Source organism: Undibacterium sp. CCC3.4 (assembly GCF_034347425.1).
Classification (GTDB): Bacteria; Pseudomonadota; Gammaproteobacteria; order Burkholderiales; family Burkholderiaceae_D; genus Undibacterium.
On record NZ_CP133779.1, the window covers coordinates 1,071,251 to 1,089,609 of the forward strand.

Annotated in this window: 16 protein-coding genes and 2 pseudogenes; 9 read left to right on the forward strand and 9 right to left on the reverse strand. The window is 50.9% G+C overall.

All coding sequences use genetic code 11. The features are described from left to right. The first annotated feature begins 86 nt into the window (after positions 1-86). Positions 87-866: a response regulator transcription factor gene (locus RHM61_RS04925; protein WP_322250027.1), complete on the forward strand. Its 780-nt coding sequence runs from the start codon at positions 87-89 to the stop codon at positions 864-866. Here the strand turns inward: RHM61_RS04925 and RHM61_RS04930 are convergent. Both RHM61_RS04930 and RHM61_RS04935 read right to left on the reverse strand, forming a co-directional pair. Beyond that, on the reverse strand, positions 863-1,516 hold the full coding sequence (locus tag RHM61_RS04930) for a DUF3106 domain-containing protein (RefSeq protein WP_322250028.1): 654 nt from the start codon (positions 1,514-1,516) through the stop codon (positions 863-865). The genes RHM61_RS04925 and RHM61_RS04930 overlap by 4 nt on opposite strands. A gap of 151 nt (positions 1,517-1,667) precedes the next feature. Beyond that, positions 1,668-3,005, reverse strand: a complete 1,338-nt coding sequence (locus RHM61_RS04935; protein WP_322250029.1) for a chloride channel protein — start codon at positions 3,003-3,005, stop codon at positions 1,668-1,670. Positions 3,006-3,079: 74 nt separating this feature from the next. Here RHM61_RS04935 and RHM61_RS04940 point away from each other — a divergent pair, with 74 nt between their 5' ends. The 4 genes from RHM61_RS04940 to RHM61_RS04955 all read left to right on the forward strand — a co-directional run bounded on the left by RHM61_RS04940 (position 3,080) and on the right by RHM61_RS04955 (position 7,412). After that, entirely contained in the window at positions 3,080-3,613 is a 534-nt protein-coding gene (locus tag RHM61_RS04940) for a MarR family winged helix-turn-helix transcriptional regulator (RefSeq protein ID WP_322250030.1), read from the forward strand. Positions 3,614-4,017: 404 nt separating this feature from the next. Next, entirely contained in the window at positions 4,018-4,698 is a 681-nt protein-coding gene (locus RHM61_RS04945) for a PadR family transcriptional regulator (protein WP_322250031.1), read from the forward strand. 11 nt (positions 4,699-4,709) lie between these two features. Then, positions 4,710-5,456, forward strand: a complete 747-nt coding sequence (locus RHM61_RS04950) for a siderophore-interacting protein (RefSeq protein WP_322250032.1) — start codon at positions 4,710-4,712, stop codon at positions 5,454-5,456. A 108-nt stretch (positions 5,457-5,564) separates the two neighbouring features. After that, entirely contained in the window at positions 5,565-7,412 is a 1,848-nt protein-coding gene (locus RHM61_RS04955) for a tannase/feruloyl esterase family alpha/beta hydrolase (RefSeq protein ID WP_322250033.1), read from the forward strand. Between the two features lie 33 nt (positions 7,413-7,445). Here the strand turns inward: RHM61_RS04955 and RHM61_RS04960 are convergent, their stop codons facing one another. From RHM61_RS04960 to RHM61_RS04975, 4 genes are all read right to left on the reverse strand, one after another. Continuing rightward, a complete protein-coding gene (locus RHM61_RS04960) occupies positions 7,446-7,619 on the reverse strand; it encodes a hypothetical protein (protein ID WP_322250034.1) in 174 nt (57 codons plus the stop codon). A gap of 8 nt (positions 7,620-7,627) precedes the next feature. Next, positions 7,628-7,921 (reverse strand): helix-turn-helix domain-containing protein, encoded by a 294-nt coding sequence (locus tag RHM61_RS04965; protein ID WP_322250035.1) that lies wholly within the window; start codon positions 7,919-7,921, stop codon positions 7,628-7,630. Between the two features lie 153 nt (positions 7,922-8,074). Then, positions 8,075-9,019 carry a nucleotidyl transferase AbiEii/AbiGii toxin family protein gene (locus RHM61_RS04970; protein ID WP_322250036.1) on the reverse strand — a complete coding sequence of 315 codons (945 nt, stop codon included), beginning with the start codon at positions 9,017-9,019 and terminating at the stop codon, positions 8,075-8,077. Further along, positions 9,012-9,632, reverse strand: coding sequence for a DUF6088 family protein (locus RHM61_RS04975; protein WP_322250037.1), 621 nt, complete (start codon positions 9,630-9,632; stop codon positions 9,012-9,014). Before RHM61_RS04975 ends, RHM61_RS04970 begins: the two co-directional genes overlap by 8 nt. 647 nt (positions 9,633-10,279) lie before the next feature. Between RHM61_RS04975 and RHM61_RS04980 the strand changes: the two genes are divergently transcribed. Both RHM61_RS04980 and RHM61_RS04985 read left to right on the forward strand, forming a co-directional pair. Beyond that, positions 10,280-10,618 (forward strand): hypothetical protein, encoded by a 339-nt coding sequence (locus RHM61_RS04980; RefSeq protein ID WP_322250038.1) that lies wholly within the window; start codon positions 10,280-10,282, stop codon positions 10,616-10,618. Beyond that, a complete protein-coding gene (locus RHM61_RS04985; protein WP_322250039.1) occupies positions 10,602-11,849 on the forward strand; it encodes a HipA domain-containing protein in 1,248 nt (415 codons plus the stop codon). Before RHM61_RS04980 ends, RHM61_RS04985 begins: the two co-directional genes overlap by 17 nt. Positions 11,850-11,909: 60 nt before the next feature. Here the strand turns inward: RHM61_RS04985 and RHM61_RS04990 are convergent, their stop codons facing one another. Then, a complete protein-coding gene (locus tag RHM61_RS04990) occupies positions 11,910-12,299 on the reverse strand; it encodes an IS66 family transposase zinc-finger binding domain-containing protein (RefSeq protein WP_416200212.1) in 390 nt (129 codons plus the stop codon). 470 nt (positions 12,300-12,769) lie between these two features. Between RHM61_RS04990 and RHM61_RS04995 the strand changes: the two genes are divergently transcribed. Then, the gene (locus RHM61_RS04995) at positions 12,770-13,993 is read left to right on the forward strand and encodes an MFS transporter (RefSeq protein ID WP_322250040.1); all 1,224 of its coding nucleotides are present in this window, start codon (positions 12,770-12,772) and stop codon (positions 13,991-13,993) included. An 8-nt stretch (positions 13,994-14,001) separates the two neighbouring features. Here the strand turns inward: RHM61_RS04995 and RHM61_RS05000 are convergent. Both RHM61_RS05000 and RHM61_RS05005 read right to left on the reverse strand, forming a co-directional pair. After that, positions 14,002-14,274: pseudogene (locus RHM61_RS05000) on the reverse strand (transposase); the annotation flags it as partial. Between the two features lie 632 nt (positions 14,275-14,906). Beyond that, positions 14,907-16,120, reverse strand: a protein-coding gene (locus RHM61_RS05005) for an IS3 family transposase (RefSeq protein ID WP_322247785.1) whose coding sequence is annotated in 2 segments (ribosomal slippage) — positions 14,907-15,844 and positions 15,844-16,120 — 1,215 coding nt in all. Because the reading frame shifts where the segments join, the coding sequence is not laid out codon by codon here. A 590-nt stretch (positions 16,121-16,710) separates the two neighbouring features. Between RHM61_RS05005 and RHM61_RS05010 the strand changes: the two are divergent. Further along, a pseudogene (locus RHM61_RS05010) lies at positions 16,711-18,277 on the forward strand (IS3 family transposase). The last annotated feature ends 82 nt before the right edge of the window (positions 18,278-18,359 follow it).

Genomic DNA, 18,359 nt, shown 5'->3' on the forward strand with positions numbered 1-18,359 from the left:
AATTTATTTTTCTTTGCGCTAAAGAAAAATAGTGCAATGTTCAAGCATTGATAACGATAAAACCGCGCTTATACGAACGATATAAAATGAGCTCTTTGAATAAGCCAGTCCATATTTCATCAGAACTCGCCAGCGGCGTTTTCCAAATCTGCAGACCATTTTTCAAACAGTACGGGCTTAACGGCTTTTCTTATTCGCGTATTTATTCTGACGGTGCGCGCACGGAATTATGGTCGAATGCGCTGGCGTTTGAACATGCTTTTTATAAAGAGACATATTTAGTCGGTGCCGATACACCCAGTTATGTTTCTGCCACTGAGCGTTTTGCCATTGTTGAAATTACAGTCAATGAGTACCCGAAATTCTGGCGCGCACAGTGCAAGCAGCAGCTAGGTGATTTACGTGAACTATTCAATCACGATCATGCGTTCATGCTCATTAACAAAGAGCATGAATATCATGAATATATTATTTATTACGCCCCTGTTTTCGCTGTTTCCGCATTGAATTTTTGTATCAATAACTTAAATGCGCTGGAACATTTTGCAGATAGTTTTAAGCTCAAGGCGGTGGAGTTAATTCAGGCAGCCGATCGCCACAGACTTTCCCTGCCGTGTATGCATTTTTTTGAAGATGAAGGTGAACAGCTTGTGCGCAGTAAGCTGCCAGTGTGTTCCACTACGAGCATATTGACGCTGCGGGAACGGGAGGTGGCCAAGCTCTTATTGATTGGTAAGGTAGCGCGCGAGATCGCCTGCCTCTTGCATATTTCACCGCGAACGGTAGAGAGCCATATCAAACATATTAAAGTGAAGACCAACTGCAGCAATAAATCAGAGTTGATCAGTTTTCTATACCAGCTTTAATCGGCGCTTTCCTTGCTTTTTGACGGCAACACTTGCGCAGTCATCGAGCGATCGTTCTTGAGGCCAGATTTGAACGAAGGGACGCCGCGCGCTTCCAAGGCTTCCAGCTCTTGAGCCGAAGGTAAATTCGTGATTCTTTTTTTTGCCTTGTTCGCTTTGGCTAATTGTTGTTTTTTCTCATACGGTAATTGCTGATATTGTTCCCAAAGCAGCGCTTTTTCGTGTGCGTCGATCTGCACAGCCTGCGCATAATTTTCACGCGCGATATCACGCTGGACCGGGCTCAGATTGGCCCAAGCACGCATGCGATCTTGGGCGCGCTGTTGCTGCTCCGGTTTCATCGCGAAAAATTTCTGGGTCACATGCAGCCATTTTTGCTTTCGTTCTGCATGCAAAGTATTCCACGCCTTAGCCAGCGGCGACAGTGCATCGCGTTGCGCAGCATTGAGATCTTGCCAAGATGGATTTTTTTTGAAGCACGCCATTTGCGCGCTCGCTTCGAGTCCATGTTGCGTCCACACCGATACCAAGAGCGCTGATGTATCGGGAAATTTTTCTTCTTTGGGACGCAGCGCGTACCCGGCCACGACTAACAGCGTGACGGCAAGCGCAATGCCACCGATACGAACGCCGAGATTTTTCCGAATCATCATCAACTCACTTTGGTTTGAAACCCTATCTTTCAGGGCACTGCGCAGTTGGCCTACCTCGCCAGAAAAAAACCGCTGCAGATTGGTGCCATAAGGCAATATATTTGTACCAATCGATTATAGGGGAAAAACGCATTCACTGTGCATTCTATTAATGAGCTGGCTTAACTGGCAGGCTTGGCATGCTACGTTGAAGCTGCAGTTGTGCTAACGAAGGGTACAGCGGTCGGCTCAGTACTTTGGAAATCACGCTGGAAACCAGCGCGCAAGCCATCAAGCTTAATACCATCGCGTGGCCATCGACCATTTCCATCACAATGATGAACGATGTCAACGGTGCCTGAGTCACTGCGGCCAAGAAACCTGCCATACCGAGAGCCATGAGGGCCGGAGCGAGCGGAGAATGTAATAAATGCGCAACATCATTGCCAAGTGCTGCGCCTATCGCCAGCGAGGGCGCGAATATCCCTGCTGGCACACCAGACCAGGTGGTCAGCCAAGTGGCGATAAATTTTAAGATCATGTAAATACTGAAGGTGTTTTCCGCCCCTCCCAACACTTCACGAGTGTGAAAATAACCGCTGCCAAAGGTTGCGCCACCGCTGACCACGCCAATCACGGCGACGCCCAAGCCGCATACAGCAGCAAAGGCGACCGGACGGCTACGGCGCAGGCAACTGAGGCGGTCATTTCCCATGCCACTCAAAGAGGCGATCAACAGACGGGAAAATAAACCACCGGCTAAGCCGCTGAGCAAGGCCACTAACAAGCCCGGTAACAACAGCGTGAGGCCGGCCTCGGCGGTGTGAATCACGCCGAAGTAAGTGGCATTGCCCGTCAGTGAGACGGCTATCAAGCCGCCCAAGACGATACAAGCGACCAGCAAGCCGCTGCTGCGTTGTTCCGGCAGACGCGATAATTCTTCAATGGCAAACATCACGCCGGCTAAGGGGGTATTAAAGGCGGCGGCAATTCCTGCCGCCCCACCGGCGACCAACAAGCCGTGTTCGTTCACGCTGGCGCGCGCCGGTAGCCAGCGCCTAGCTGACAACATGATGCCGGCGGCGATTTGCACCGAAGGCCCTTCGCGGCCGAGTGAGAGTCCGGCCAGAAAACCGGAAGCCGTCAATACAATTTTTGCCAAACTGAGTTTGAGCGACACGAAGAGCCAGCGGTTCGAACTGTCAACCGTCGGATCTAAGGCGGCCATCACCTGTGGAATGCCTGAGCCGGCCGCACCGGTGGCAATGCGACGCGTCAGCCAAACGATGATGGCCGTGCAAAATGGCGTCCAGAGTAAGGCCAGCCACCAATGACCGGCCGTGATTTTAAAGAAGATCGACAAGGCCTGCTCCGACAACCAGGTAAATCCGACCACCACCAAACCAGCAAGCGCCGCCATGGCCACCACCACGATGCGTGTTTGCCAGATGTCCCAATCGGTCAGTTCCCTTTTTAAGGCTGCCGCGATGTGTTGGTCGAGCTTCATGCAGAGTGTCCTGTTCGTGGTATTTGGTGCTGTTGATAATTTCCAGCTATGCCAATATCCGTTATCATAGGCATATGCCTATCCATACCGAAAAAGCCGCTACGCGCGCACCACGTCAAGCAGCAAAGACTGCTGAGAATACCGAGAACACGCTGCCGGCGACGCGGGTGTTGCGCCAGTTCCGGGTAGTCGTTAATGCAGTCAAGGTCCATTTTCGTCAGGTAGAAAAAAGCACGGGCATTGGCGGTGCCCAGGTGTGGGCATTGAGCGTGATTCAAACGCAGCCTGAAATCAGCGTCAACCAACTGGCGCAGGCGATGGATATTCATCAGTCAACCGCCAGCAATATGGTCAAAACCTTGATTCAGCAAGAATTGATCGCGGCAAAAAAGCATGCAACCGATAGGCGCTCGGTGCGGCTGACGATCTTAGCCAAAGGAAGAAAAGTCCTGAAGACGGCACCGACACCGTTCAGCGGGGTCTTGCCAGACGCCTTGTCTGGCCTCGATACGCGCACCTTGCAGCGCTTGGAAAAAGATCTGGCAACATTGATCACTGCCTTGCACGCTGATGAGCGGGCCGCGAATACGCCCTTGGCTGACTTGTAATCGCAGTTGCCTGCTTCGCAGAGCTTATCAGCTGCTGCTGCTGCTTTTCATCATAGCACTTTAAATTTGTACAAATAGGTTTTGCCTGAATATATTTGTACAAATGTATTTGATGTAAGCCGAGCGGCAGCGTAAACCCAATTCTGCTGATCCGTCTGCTCTTCAAGCTGCCGTAACACTTGTGCCGCACCTGATCATTACCCACAAGTTAAGTCGCTTACGCATCCACCCAATCGCCCCACCGTCACTGGATTCCCGCCTACGCGCGCCGCAATGGCCAGCGCGCTTGTATGGAAACGCTAATTAAGTTCACGCTTCTCTTGACGCTGCGAATAAAATTGTATATCTTAAGATATATCGTTGGATGTAACTTAAGATACTTAATCAATATACCAGGACTCAATATGCACAATCACTCACACAGTAAGCATCAAGGCCACGGCCATGGCGAGCGCAATTTTCTCAGGCACTTCTCAGAGCACGCCACACTACATGCCATAGGCGGTCGCCATGGCGGTGGCGGCAGCGGACACCGACAGCGCGGCAGTTTCGACGGATTTGGCGAAGGCGATGGATTTCCGCCTGGTCGGAAATTCACCTCGCAAGATTTACAATTAATGATCTTGGCAATGTTGGCTGAAAAACCGGCGCATGGCTACGAGCTGATCAAAGAACTTGGCGCGCGCTCTAACGGCTTTTACTCGCCCAGCCCTGGCATGGTGTATCCAGCCCTGACCTATCTCGACGAACTCGGCTATATCACGGCCACACTTGAGAGCAACCGTAAGTGTTATTCCATAGCCGATGAGGGACTGCAATACCTCGCAGCAAATCAAGAACGCGTCGATATGATATTTGCCAAACTGAGCAGCATCGCCCACCGTATGGATTCGGTCCGCCGTGCTTATGCGGGCGAGCCCGACCAAGAGCTCGATGGGCGCGAGGAGCATGCTTTGCCTGAATTGCTGGAAGCCCGGCATGCGCTCAAGGCGGCATTGCGTCAATCGGCTGCGGCATCGCCAGATGAACAGGCACGCATCGCAAAACTGTTGCGTGAGACCGCGCGCGCCATCCTCACCAGATAATGGAATTCAAGATGCGGATGAAACCGACTGAACGCACACGCACACTGACCCCGGTTCAGGTGCTGCAGATACACGATATCACCCCATCGATGCGCCGACTGACTCTCGTGGGGGATGGCCTGCGCAATTTCGTCAGCGACAAACCGGCGCAGTGGGTAAAAGTATTTTTTCCGGCACCAGATCAGCGGCCGCCGGCAAGCCGTGCTTACACGATACGCCGGCTGAAGCCGGCTGATGGACAAGTGGAACTCGAGCTGGTTTTACATGGCGATAATGGCCCGGCCTCGTATTGGCTTAGCCGTGCGAAAATCGGCGATACCCTGCAACTCTCGGCTCCGCGCGCTGGTGCCGAAATACGTCAATCCATACAAAGATACATACTGCTTGGCGATATCACCGCGCTTCCTGCCATGTCAGCCATCGCTGCTGATTTACCGGCGCAGGTACAGGCAGAAATGTTCGTTGAGGTAGCCAACCAAGCCGATGAACAGCGCATCGATACGCTGGCCCGACTGAAAGTTCATTGGCTGTACGCAGGCAAGCGGATACCCGGCACGACCGGTCAACTTGAACAGTCGCTCAAGGATGCGCTGATTGACATAACAGATTGCCAGTTTTGGGTAGCCGGAGAATCTTCCATGGTCAAAACCGTCGTTACCCATCTGCTCAATGAGCGTTTGGTGCAAAAATCAGCTATCCAGTCTGCCGGCTATTGGAAACTGGGGGTCAAGGGACATCGCGAAGAATCTGGTAAATGAGCTCTTTTTTGTAACAGAACTTAGTTTCCGCGTGGAAATCTGACTTCACTACCGCAATGAAATATAAAATTCCGGCTGATCATTCTTTCATCCTACACAGGACTATTTATGGTGTTCTTATCCAAAACAATTTGCCGCTTATTGACCAGCCTGTTTGCCAGTTTATTGTCAATATTACTCACCACAGCGATATTGAGCTCGCCAGCCTATGCTGCCACCGTACAAAAAAATGTTCTGCCGGCGCAGCTTGGCGTGGTCAAACCAGTCATCTCCTGCGCGGCCCTGGCCGATGCCGATCTGGCCGGTGTTACCGGTGCCGCGGTCAGCCTCAAGGCTAGCCTGATCACTACCGCGAAGGGTGAGTTTTGTCAGGTAAAAGGCAATATCGCACCCAGCATAGGTTTTGAAGTCGATCTTCCCCTTACAAAGTGGACGCAACGCTATTTACAAGCCGGCTGCGGCGGCTTGTGCGGTGATATCAATGCCTCCATCGGGAATGCCGCAAGCTGCCTGCCGGCGCTCGATGGCCAGTTTGTCGTGGCAGCCAGCGACCTTGGCCATCAAGGTTCGATGATGTCCCCGAGCGCCGGTGACTTCGGCAAGGAGCCACAAAAGCTGATCGACTTCGCCTATCGTGCCAACCATTTGACTGCGCTGGCGGCCAAAGAATTGATACGCATTTTTTATGGGCAAACCGCTCGCTATGCCTATTTTTCCGGCTGTTCAGATGGCGGCCGCGAAGCCTTGATGGAAGCGCAGCGCTACCCCGATGATTTCGATGGTATCTCGGCCGGTGCCCCAGCGATGCTGTTCACTGTACAAAACAGTTTCTGGCACGCGTGGACGACGGCCGCCAACCTCGATGAGCAAGGCAAGACCATTCTCTATGCGGATAAACTGCCGCTGCTGCACGCTGCCGTCATTGCACATTGCGATATGCTGGATGGGAACCGAGACGGCTTGCTGTCTGACCCGCGCGCCTGCAAAATCCAGCCATCCTGGATCGTTTGCCAAGCCGGCAGCACAGATAGCAGCAACTGCCTGACCCAAGCCGAATGGTCGGTCGCCGAACGGCTGTATGCCGGGCCAAGCGATGCCGAGGGCAAGCATTTTTTACCGGGTGGATCACAACCGGGCTCGGAATTGCAATGGGATTTTATCCAGCCACGGCCAAACCCAAAAACACCGCAAGCAGACAGCGGCTTTTCCGGGAAAATGCTGGAAAACATGAGCCATCTGATTTATACGACACCGACTGCAGATGAAAGCCATGCGAACCAGTTCCCTTTCACGATGACCCAGTTAGCGCGTGTCAGCCGCTTGCACGGGCTGTTAGACGCCAGCAATCCGGATCTGTCGGCTTATTCTAGCCGTGGCGGCAAGCTGTTGATGTGGCACGGCTGGTCAGATAATTCTATCGCCCCGATGGTATCGATTGCTTATTATCAGGCGGTACAAAATCAACTGAGCAAAGACACAACCGACCGTTTCGTCAAACTGTTCATGCTGCCCGGTGTAGGCCATTGCGGTGGCGGCGATGGTTTCGCGCAGCTCGATACCCTGACACCATTGATGAATTGGGTAGAGTCAGGGCATGCACCAACGGTCATCAAGGCCGGCAAAATAGCTGACCGACGGATGGGTCCACCTCCGGGTGAGAACATGCAACCCGGACCAGCTAACGGCGCGGATGGCCGTGGCATGCAGATGAAGCGTGCGCCGGCACCTTACGCCGCGGGGCCGGAACCGACCTTGGCCACTCGACCGATCTATGCGTTTCCATTCATTGCTACGTATAAGGGCGCAGGTGAGCCGAATCAGGCGGAAAACTATCGAGTCAAAGCGGGCACGGCCATTCCATCTAGCGACAAGTGGCCGCAACAATTGTTGATGCAACCGGGATTCCAAAGAAAGTATCTTGAAAAAAATGCTACCTTGATTGAGGTAGCTGAGTAAGACTTGCTGTGCCAATGCGATCAGCTTGAATTTTCAGGAACGGAAGGAGGTGCGGGCTTGGTCTGCGCGATGTAATGCGAGACGCGTGCCCGGATTCATCTCTTCCTGTAAACGCTTTTTCTTGTTGTACACGACCGAGCGCGTGACTGAAACGAGACAGCATTGTTTGGCGATTGAAAGGGCAGAGAGCGACTCTACCCACTGCAATCGTTCCGTTACAGGCTGATCCCTGACTTTTTCTTAAACCAATCGAGTTCCATATTCTGTTGCCAAATTTTGGCATAGAGACGGTCTGGGTCATTCTGTGTGCTGACCGGTTTCGGACCGCGTTTAGCTTCAAACAGACTGTCTGAATTTTCCAATAATTCTTTCTTCCACTGGCTGACCTGCGTCGGATGCACGCCGAACTCTTGGGCGATCTGATTGATCGTCTTTTCGCCTTTGATCGCCTCAACTGCCACCTTGGCTTTTTGTGCGCCGCTAAATATTTTTTTCTTATTTTCACTCATGGTCTGCTTCGTCTCTTTTCGACAGACACTGGTTTACACTGTTGTCCGGATATGTGGATCCGCTATAAAACCCAACTGCCCGAAACGCTCGACGAAAGTCTCGCCATTTAGTGCTCATACGATCTGGCTCATCAACGGTACTTATCCAGGCAATTACATCTTGCCGATGAATTGCCCAATGCGCGAAAGAATTTCCTCTAATTCTGGCTGGCCGTTGTAATACAGCGCCGCTGTCTTTTGATACTCTTTTTTAAATCTCGCTCGCTCTTCATGATCATCTAAAAGAAAGGCGGAATTTTTGGCTGCGACCAACTCATCCCCTTTCGGAAAACGCTGAATCTTTCGGACTTCGTAGGCTGATGTGCCGATAAATTCTTGAATTTCGGGCAGCGCTAGCAAGCAATAGATATCATAGTAGTGGCGCATGAAATTCGCAGGAAATGCCTTTCCCGATTTATGCAATCGGTATTTGGTCGATACCGCCTGTAATTTTTCGACGAAAGTATAGGTTGGTAGGTAACAGGGTACATCAATTGCACGATTATCTTGAATCTTTACCCCTGCGGTCACTGCTGCATCGTACGCCCAAGACGAGATAGTGACGGGGCGGTTAGGGGTCGTATCGTCAAATCCCAACTCCAACAAAATGCCGTCTTTAATACCGCTCTGCTGACTGACTCGATTGGGGTAATTCAAGCGTATTCCAGCACTGCGCATTTTCTCATCGTCAAAGGCAGTATCGCGCTGAACGCTTTCGATTCCAGAAATACGAATGTGTTGCGAGAGCCAATCATAATAAACACGTCGAGATTCAACATGCGCAGGTTTGTCATGATTACGTCCCGCCTTAACTGGCAACTCACTTGGCGGCTCTATGCGAATATCAATATCTTCCGAAAAGCGATGGATAATGCCAAAGCCTTTCGATAACGACGTACCGCCTTTCAACTCGAACTGGAATTGTGACTGCTGTAAACCCCACAGGCAATGCATAATCCAATAATCCTTTTCAACGAGTACTGGCGCTATCCCGCGCTGCTGTCCGACAATCGCAAGAAGCTCGTTAAAATCACTACGAGTATGCAAAAGCTCAAGCATGAAACCAAGCCTTAAAACGTTTCTTCGTCGCGACCGAAGCGAAGGCGGAAACAGCACGCTTCAACTTAGCCTGATCGAATAAAGCTAGTTTTCGCTCAACCATTTGAAGCACTTGGTTCTTATCTTCTGCTAATTCATCTAAATTATTAATCACATCAACCAACAAAAATTCAGAGGTGATTTTTTTCGGAAACCGTGGTTTAACTCGGAAATCAAACTGACGATTTCCAAACGAAAACACGCCGTGCCGTTTGTGATTGTATACAATGGTTTTGTTATAAAGCTGCGTGGTTCCTACGCCCAAAGCGTTATAACTTGATGGGGAGAACACTAAAAAATGCTTGTCACGCAAAAAAGCAGTGAGCAATTCATGATCATCTGGTGGAAGTACACCAAACACCGATTTTTTAGGCACGTAGTAAAGCCCTTGCGCCAAGCGCTTCAAAGCACCATCAGCAACTAATTCGCTCAGATGCCGATCAACCGCATTGGAGACCTGTGCCAAGTCCTCACGACGATACACCTTACCAGCGAGCAAAGTCCTCGCCACTTGCTTCAAGGCACTTTGTTTTGACCGTAATGGGCGTTCTAAAGTCGTATTTGCTCGCTCCACTGAATGAATCCTTATTAACGTTTCATGCAAATTATAGTCGCTATCAGTTTATTTTTCTGGAATATGCAAAGTTTCTTTAGCCTTTGCTCTAAGCAGGATTTTTGCTATCGCGATCGAAAGAGAAAAAAATTAAAGAATTGCAATGAGAAGTAGACCGTAAAAATAAGGCGCTGGCAGAAGCAGCAGCGTTATTGGTGCTGCAAAAAAAGCTGCGCGCCCTGTGGGACGAGGGCGAGGACGAATGACTGCGTTGAGCGATCGGTAGGAATTGATTGCGCCGATTCGGGTCGCGTGCGACCGAGGGGCGCGCTTGTTTAAAGCTTGCGAGGTCGCAGAAGTTTCGCTCAATAACTGGTATCGCTGGCACAAGAATGGGGCTGTGGTTGATGCTGCACGTCCTCTGGCGGAGCGTCATGTGTCTGCCAATAAACTTAGGGAAGCGCAGATTTAATCCAAGCGGTTTGTCCGCTGCCTATGAAGGACCGAGCTTTCCGCTTGGATCTGGTAAAAGTCAGGCGAATGGATAGGCTCAGTCTTGCCATGTTTTGCAAAAAAGTTGACCGCGTCATGATTGGCCTCTACATTGAAAAGCCCTCATAGAAATCATATTATGTTCTACAATACACTTTTTATGAGGGGATTGGCGCATGCCTAAAAAGCTCTTGAACACGGATACCTTGCCAACTTTGGTAAGGGAGCGCCTGAGCACTTGGGGGCGCTGTATCCACACACAACGCTTACGCCAACGCATTACGGCCGCCGACTTGTGTGCGCGCATGAGTATTTCTGAGGCTACTTTGCGCCGCATGGAGCGAGGCGACCCCGGCACAGCCGCTGGCGCGTACCTCGCTGCACTGCTGATTCTGGGCGTATTTGAGGATGGCATACCTGCGTTGGCACCCGCACTGTGGTCCGACTCTCCCCACCGTCGAGTCAAGCTCAGCCAACAAGAACGAGGAGGCGAAGCAGATGCGGAATACTTCTAAGCCCCTGTTTATTTATTTACAGCGTCCGGACAATGGGGAGTGGGTCACGGTCGGTCGCTACCTTGCCGGCCCCGTCGCAGGCACGGGTAGGTTCAAGTACGCCCCCAGTTATGTCGATGCCGGCCTCACCTGGGCGATAGACCCGGTCAACTTGCCTTTCCGGCCGGAGGACGAGCGGCCAGCGTCACGCTACAATGGTTTGCACGATGTGCTGCGCGACGCGTGCCCGGATTCATGGGGTCAGGCGCTGCTTAGGCGCGAGCACAATCTGCCCGAAGGCACGCTGCTGGCACGCTATCTGATTCTTTCTAACAACGCTGACCGCTGGGGCGCACTTGCTGTAGGTACCAGACCCACCCCCTCGGTAGCACAGCTGTCTCACCCTAAGCTGTTCCAATTACCGTTACTGGTACAAGAACTGGCTGCCATGAGCGCGCAACGCCCGGCGGTCGACGTCCGACTTCGCCGACGCTTAGTACAGACTGCCAGTGTAGGGGGCGCGCGCCCCAAGGCGAGCTTGCGGGACGATGAAGGTCAATATTGGCTGGTTAAGCCCAGCATCGCCAGCGATATTGCTGACATCCCTTGCCTCGAGCACGTAGGCCAGCAATGGGGGGCGGCGAGCGGTTTGGATTTCGCCGCGACTGTTTTGCATCCGGCCACCGAGGGGACTAGTGCAGTGCGCGTGCTGCGCTATGACCGAATTGGCGAGCGGCGCTTGATGTGTGTTAGCGCCGCCTCACTGTTGCAGGCGGAGTATCCGGACAAGCTGACGCAAACCGACCTTTGGAGCTATCCGCGCTTGGCGGAGGAGCTGCGCATTATAGGCACTCCGGTTGAGGACTGGCGCGAGCTGTTCGGCCGCATGGTCTTTAATGCCGTGTGCGGAAATGATGATGAGCATGTCCGAAATCATGCGGTCGTGTATCAGCACGAGCAACGACGCTGGCGTCTGGCACCTGCTTTTGATGTCGTGCCCAATCCGCTTGAGACACCGCGAACGTTGACACTGCAGTTATCAACCGGGCGTTTCGATATTTCTCGCTCAGCGGTACTGGCCAACGCCCATCGTTTTGGTTTCGACAGTAGTGACGAGGCTAGTCGCTATCTTGCTAGCTTACTGACGCGCATCGCCAAGGGTTTCGACCTGGTTGCTCACTGGCTGGCACCCGAATGGCAGGAAATGCTACGTGCGCGTATGCGGGAGAACATTGCGCTCCTGGAGACCTAAGGTCGCTGTACAAGCTGCGGTGCAAGGAAAGAAGCAAAGATTGCAAGAAAGCCAATGAATTCAAGGCTCAGCTCGCACGAAGTGTGCAGTCGTTGCAGTTCGATGCCGCATACACGTCATGTGACCGTGTGCGTGGTGTTTCGAAGTGTCCGTAAACATTAGACCATTACACTCAAAGCGTGCCAGCGGCAAGCCGTCGACATATTTGGTCGTCAAGAGCATGGCGAGGAAGTCGGCACTGGCATTACTTTTTGGAAGCGGTTGTGGTGGCAAGGCTGCGGTCACCGGCGCGTGCGTACTGCCAGGGCAGCCGTAGCGTTTGCGAATATGACGCAGCACACGCACCTGCATCGGCACGATGTCGAGTTGCTCGCTGATGTCTGCGCCGATTTCCACCATCGGTGTACCGCATGGGCACGTACGTTCGTGTGCCGGTATGTCATGCAGCATGTCGAGTCGTTTCAGTGCGGGCGACAAGGGACTACGTTTGCCGCGTCCCGGTATTTTTCCTGGCTTGTTGTCGCTACTTTCCTCTGTGGGCGCGTCGGTTGGCAAATCGGCGAGATCTTGTGCTGGTGTCGTAAACAGAAGTAAAATTCAAGGTGTGATGCGGCTGATTTCGCCATAAATCGAAGCACGAACGCCACGCGCGCATTATTCCGGACGGTCACCGGGTTGACCTCAGCGATGTCCGCTTGCCGTTCTATATAGGCGAACACCTGGAACAATTGCGCTACGTCGCGACAGAGGTACGTGAGCACAGGCCGTCGAATGTATCTGATTCCGAATATGCCGACCTGCAAGCCGCGCTGCAACGCACCTGCGAGGACGGACTTACCGGCGCAGACACCCGTCCTCCCTTCACACAGCAACTGCAAGCGCTGACTTGTCACTGAGCATATTATTTGCAGGTTTATCTTATGAATACAAACAGCGTTCGACCACCTCCAGTCATTCTGATGGTTTTGCTTCTTTTTTCCACCCAGGCATGCACCGATATTTTTTTGTCTGGCTTGCCTCTGATCTCCCGCGAATTTGGCGTATCAATGGGCGTGAGTAATCTGACTATCTCGGTCTATAACTACAGCCAAGCCTTCTTCGTGCTGTTTATCGGGATCGTCAGCGAGTTGTGGGGGCGCCGTTCTGTGGTGCTTTCTTGTTTGCTCGTGCATATTGCGGCTTCGGTTTGGATTGCGCTGTGTACTACGATGCCTGCCATGATCGTGATGCGAGCCGCGCAGGCCTTGGGTAGCGCGGCCATCTATATCGTTTTAAGGCTAGTCATCAAGGACACCATGGACAAGAAGGCGCAAATTCACGCTACTGGCTTATTAGTGCTCGGATTGGTACTTTCGCCGATTCTTGCGCCAGTGCTGGGTGCATGGATCGTTAAGGTCTCCAATTGGCGAAATTGCTTCTGGGCCATCGCTCTGTTTGAAGTTCCCTTGTTCGCGTGGGCTTGGGTGGCGGTACGGGAAAGTAACCACAGGCAAAAAGAGTTCCGCGCAGAATTCAGCATGAAGACGCACGTGCTGAATTATTGCAGTGTGCTTAAGAACAGCTACTTCCTGAGTCTGGCGTTAATTGTTGGCTCAGCGTTTGCTGCTTTCTATGCGTTCATTAGCATTTCCAGTTTTATGTACATTAATCAATATGGGATCAAGGAGACTGATTATGCCTATCTGTTCATCGGCATCGCCCTGGCTTATCTACTGGGCAATCGCGTGATGAGCAAGCTCAATGCAAACAACGTGGCACCGCAGCACATCGTTGGCATAGGGATTTACACGTCGCTGCTGGGCACAACCGTCATCTTGGCTCAGATATTTACCCGCGACACCTTACTCACCGTCGGTCTGATGACGGTGGGAACCTGCTTGCTGCGGTTGGCCACGGCGCTTATCAACCCGCCCGTGCAAGTGATGGTGACCAATCACTTCCGTGATCAGGGTGCCCATGCGCTCGGATTGCTCACATGTATACAATACTGCTTCGCCGGAATAGGCACTATGGTGGTATCGGATCTGTCATTTCTACCCAGCACAAATTTCACCATCAGTACAGTCGTCTTTATCACGCTGTCGTTGACGGGCTATCTGTTTGTTTCCAGGAAGGCGCTGACCAATCGTTCCGTTAGAGGCTGATCCCTGACTTTTTTAAGCCAATCGAGTTCCATATTCAGCTGCCCAATTTTGGCATAGAGACGGTCTGGGTCGTTCTGTGTGCTGGCCGGTTTCGGACCGGGTTTGCCTTCAAACAGACTGCCTGCATTTTCCAGTAATTCTTTCTTCCACTGGCTAACCTGCGTCGGATGCACGCCGAACTCTTGGGCGATCTGATTGATCGTCTTTTCGCCTTTGATTGCCTCAACTGCTACCTTGGCTTTTTGTGCGCCGCTAAATATTTTTCTCTTATTTTCACTCATGGTCTGCCTCGTCTCTTTTCGACAGACACTAGTTTAAACTGTTGTCCGGATATGTGGCGCCACTATATATCTCATCCACTTGCCGTATTTTTTTCGCCACAATTTTATAGAAAAATTGTAATAAAAAAAATAAATTAACGTGTCGGAAGTTCTTGATACTTGTAAATACAGGCGCTTAAATTTGTTTCAATTTTTATGACTTGTACGAAGATGGGATTGATTAAAATTGATTAAATTAGATATTTATAAAAAAAATCAGCGATAAAAAAAATAGCTTAGAAAGTTAAGTGCAAACATACGCACCTCCGCTGATTTGACTGGAACAAAATATTTACTTATATTTAATTTTAATTGGGTGCAGCAACTGTATGTGTGTTGTGTTCCTATACCTTTTTACTCCGCTCATTAGAGTTTCCTGTTGTCATATTTCTTTTAATTGAAGAAGCATTTACTTGAACAATATGTACATATTAAATAACGTGCATATTTGAACAATAAAAAATATATGTTTCTAGAACGGCTCATTAGTCAAGGAGGCTTAAAGTGGCCCCCTAAGTCCAGACAATTATTCAAAGAGTTTAAGATAGTGCCTGTTTCTGCCACAGCTGCGCGGCGCTGCCCCGTTATTCGCACTACATCACTACCGTGCTTTTCTTTTCTAGCTTTTTTGAATCAGGCAGTTCAGTACCAAATTTGTTTACGATCTTGGCACCGCCGCCCACGCCTGAGCCATACACGGTTTCCGGCGTTTGATAACCCAATGATTGATGTTTACGTTCAGCGTTGTAGAACATAAAATAGTTCGCCAAGCCGATCACCAACTCCGGCATACTTTCATGCTTTTTCAAATACACTTCTTCATATTTCACACTGCGCCATAGACGCTCAACAAAAATATTATCCAACGCCCGACCGCGACCGTCCATACTGATTTTGATGCCGTTTCTAAGCAGCAGCCCAGTAAAGGCCTGGCTGGTAAACTGCGCACCCTGATCGGTATTAAAAATCTCCGGCGTTCCATACCATTTTATGGCTTCTTCCAAGCAGTCCACGCAAAACCCCGCATCCATCGTGTTCGACAACCGCCAAGACAGCACCTTCCGGCTATACCAGTCAACGATCGCCACCAGATACACAAAACCCCGCGGCAGCCTGATGAATGTGATGTCTGTACTCCAGACCATATTTGGTCGAGTGACATCGATACCTCTCAGTAAGTACGGGTAAATCTTGTTCTGCGGATGCGCTTTACTGGTGTTGGGGCCTGGGGCCATACCTGCCAATCCCAGTTGCTGCATCAGCCTCTGTACGCGCTTGCGGTTCACTGCATGGCCACAGTCTCGCAAGTAATGCGTCATGCGTCGCGTGCCGTAAAATGGATGTCTGGTGTATTCCTCGTCAAGCAATTGCAACAGCAAACTATCAAACGGATTGATCTCTTCTTGCAAGCGCTTTTTCTTGTCGTACACGACCGAGCGCGTGACTGAAACGAGACGGCATTGTGTGGCGATTGAAAGGGCAGAGAGCGGCTCTACCCACTGCAATCGTTCCGTTACAGGCTGATCCCTGACTTTTTTTTAAGCCAATCGAGTTCCATATTCAGTTGCCCAATTTTGGCATAGAGACGGTCTGGGTCGTTCTGTGTGCTGGCCGGTTTCGGACCGCGCTTACCTTCAAACAGACTGCCTGCATTTTCCAGTAATTCTTTCTTCCACTGGCTAACCTGCGTCGGATGCACCCCGAACTCTTGGGCGATCTGATTGATCGTCTTTTCGCCTTTGATTGCCTCAACTGCTACCTTGGCTTTTTGTGCGCCGCTAAATATTTTTCTCTTATTTTCACTCATGGTCTGCCTCGTCTCTTTTCGACAGACACTAGTTTAAACTGTTGTCCGGATATGTGGATCCACTATAGCTAGTTTGTATTCAAAGAAGCGAATGAGTAATGGTAGCTTTTCCACGCCACGAAGTTACGCGGATCTTAGTGAGCACGCGGCCCCCCGTCACAATTAGTACAAATACTTCCGCAGCAAGAACCGAATATCTCCACTATCGAGATAGTTGACCTGAGGGATATTGTGCCCTTGGACATTTTGCTTGTGGGAGGGGACGATCAGCTATCCGACATCCACTCCATTGAGGAATTCGACGATCGCCTGTCTCCGTATAACCGCCCTGTCCCCATCTGTCAGACTACTTGTCGTGTAACTTTTTAAATTGAACCGATCTCATTGAAGTCTGTTTGTTTGTGTTTTTCGCATTATCTATCCAGCTTTTTCCGGCGTAGGCAGTCGGGTTTTATGGGTGGAGCGCAGCGGAACCCATTCCCTCAAGACGTTAAGGTTTGCTTTTTGATTTTGAAGTTATACGGCTAAAATGACCGGCGATCTTCAATCTGGTTGTTACCTCTCTTTTTAACTTATTGAGCGAGGCAACAATGGCAACCTATTCCGCTGCATTTATTGAGCAGGCATTACAGAAGGCCTATTCCCGTGGCGACCGAACAATCATGTCAGTGGCCACTGATTTAAATTTGAATCACCACACGTTGAGATATTGGATGAAAAAGAAGTCAGCACTGGCGGGCAGTCCGGCGTCAGAAAAAGAAAAACGACCGAGCGACTGGACGGTAGAAGAACAACTGCAGGCACTGCATGAGAGCCATGCGTTAGCGGGAGAGCAGCTTCAGGCATGGTGCCGTGAACGTGGTTTATTCCCGCATAATTTAACCAGTTGGAAATCTGCTTTTTGCGCCAGCGGTAAAGAGGCCGCACCCAAAGCTGGTGAAGTTAAATCGCTGAAAGATGAAAACGTCAAACTCAAGCGTGAGCTGGCCCGGAAAGACAAAGCTCTGGCGGAGGCGGCAGCACTGCTGGTTCTGCAAAAAAGTTCCGTGCGCTTTGGGAGGACGAGGAGTAATGACCCCAATCCCGGAGCGCAATAACGTATTGACACTGGTAGCTGAAGCGGTGGTTTCAGGCGCACGTCAGGAACGTGCCTGCGACGTAATTGATTTAAGCGAGCGTACGCTGCAGCGCTGGAAAATTGATCAGGTGACTGAGCAAGCAGACCGGCGAACAGGGCGTGTGCAGGTACCTCAGAATCAGCTTAGTTCAGAGGAACGACAACAGGTTCTGGCCATTGCCAACTCGCCGGAATACGGCCATCTGCCGCCAAGCCAGATCGTTCCGCGATTGGCTGATGATGGAATTTATGTCGCATCGGAGTCAACGTTCTATCGCTTACTCAAGGCTAAAAATATGCTTGTGCACCGTGGCGAAGAAAAGCCAAGGCAACCCCGCAACAAACCACGTGCTTTAAAGGCAACCGGGCCCAACCAATTGTACTGTTGGGACATCACCTATTTGCCGACAGAGATCAGAGGCATCTATTTTTATCTCTATATGTTCATCGATGTATTTAGTCGCAAAGTGGTCGGCTGGCAGGTATTTGAAACCGAAAGCAGCGCGCTGGCCAGCGAGGTGATGAAGGACATTTGTGTGCGAGAAAAAATCGCACAAAATCAGGTCGTTCTTCATTCGGATAACGGCAGTCCGATGAAGGGCTCCACGATGCTGGCCATGCTGCAGGTGCTGGGCGTCATGCCGTCATTCAGTCGTCCTGCCGTGAGTAATGACAACCCGTTCGCCGAAAGCTTTTTTAAAACATTGAAGTACTGCCCAGTATATCCACGTCGCCCATTTAAGGATCTCCTGGCAGCCAGGAATTGGGTTACTACATTCATGCATTGGTATAACGAAGAACACCGGCACAGTGCCATTCAGTTTGTAACGCCAGCTGAACGCCATGCCGGTCTGGATGTGGAATTATTGATTCGACGTGAGCAATTGTATGCGGCGGCAAAAGCAAGGAACTCGAATCGCTGGAGCGGTGCTACTCGTAACTGGGACCGCGCCAACGTTGTTGACTTAAATCCAGACAAAACTAACAAGGAAGCATTAAATCATGAGGACGTATATCAAGAACTGAAACTGGCGGCATAAAAATTTACTTTTAGGCGACAACTAGCTTGAAAAACTCCGCTGTCGGGGCACGGAAATCCCTTTCCTCCTAAATATTAAAAAT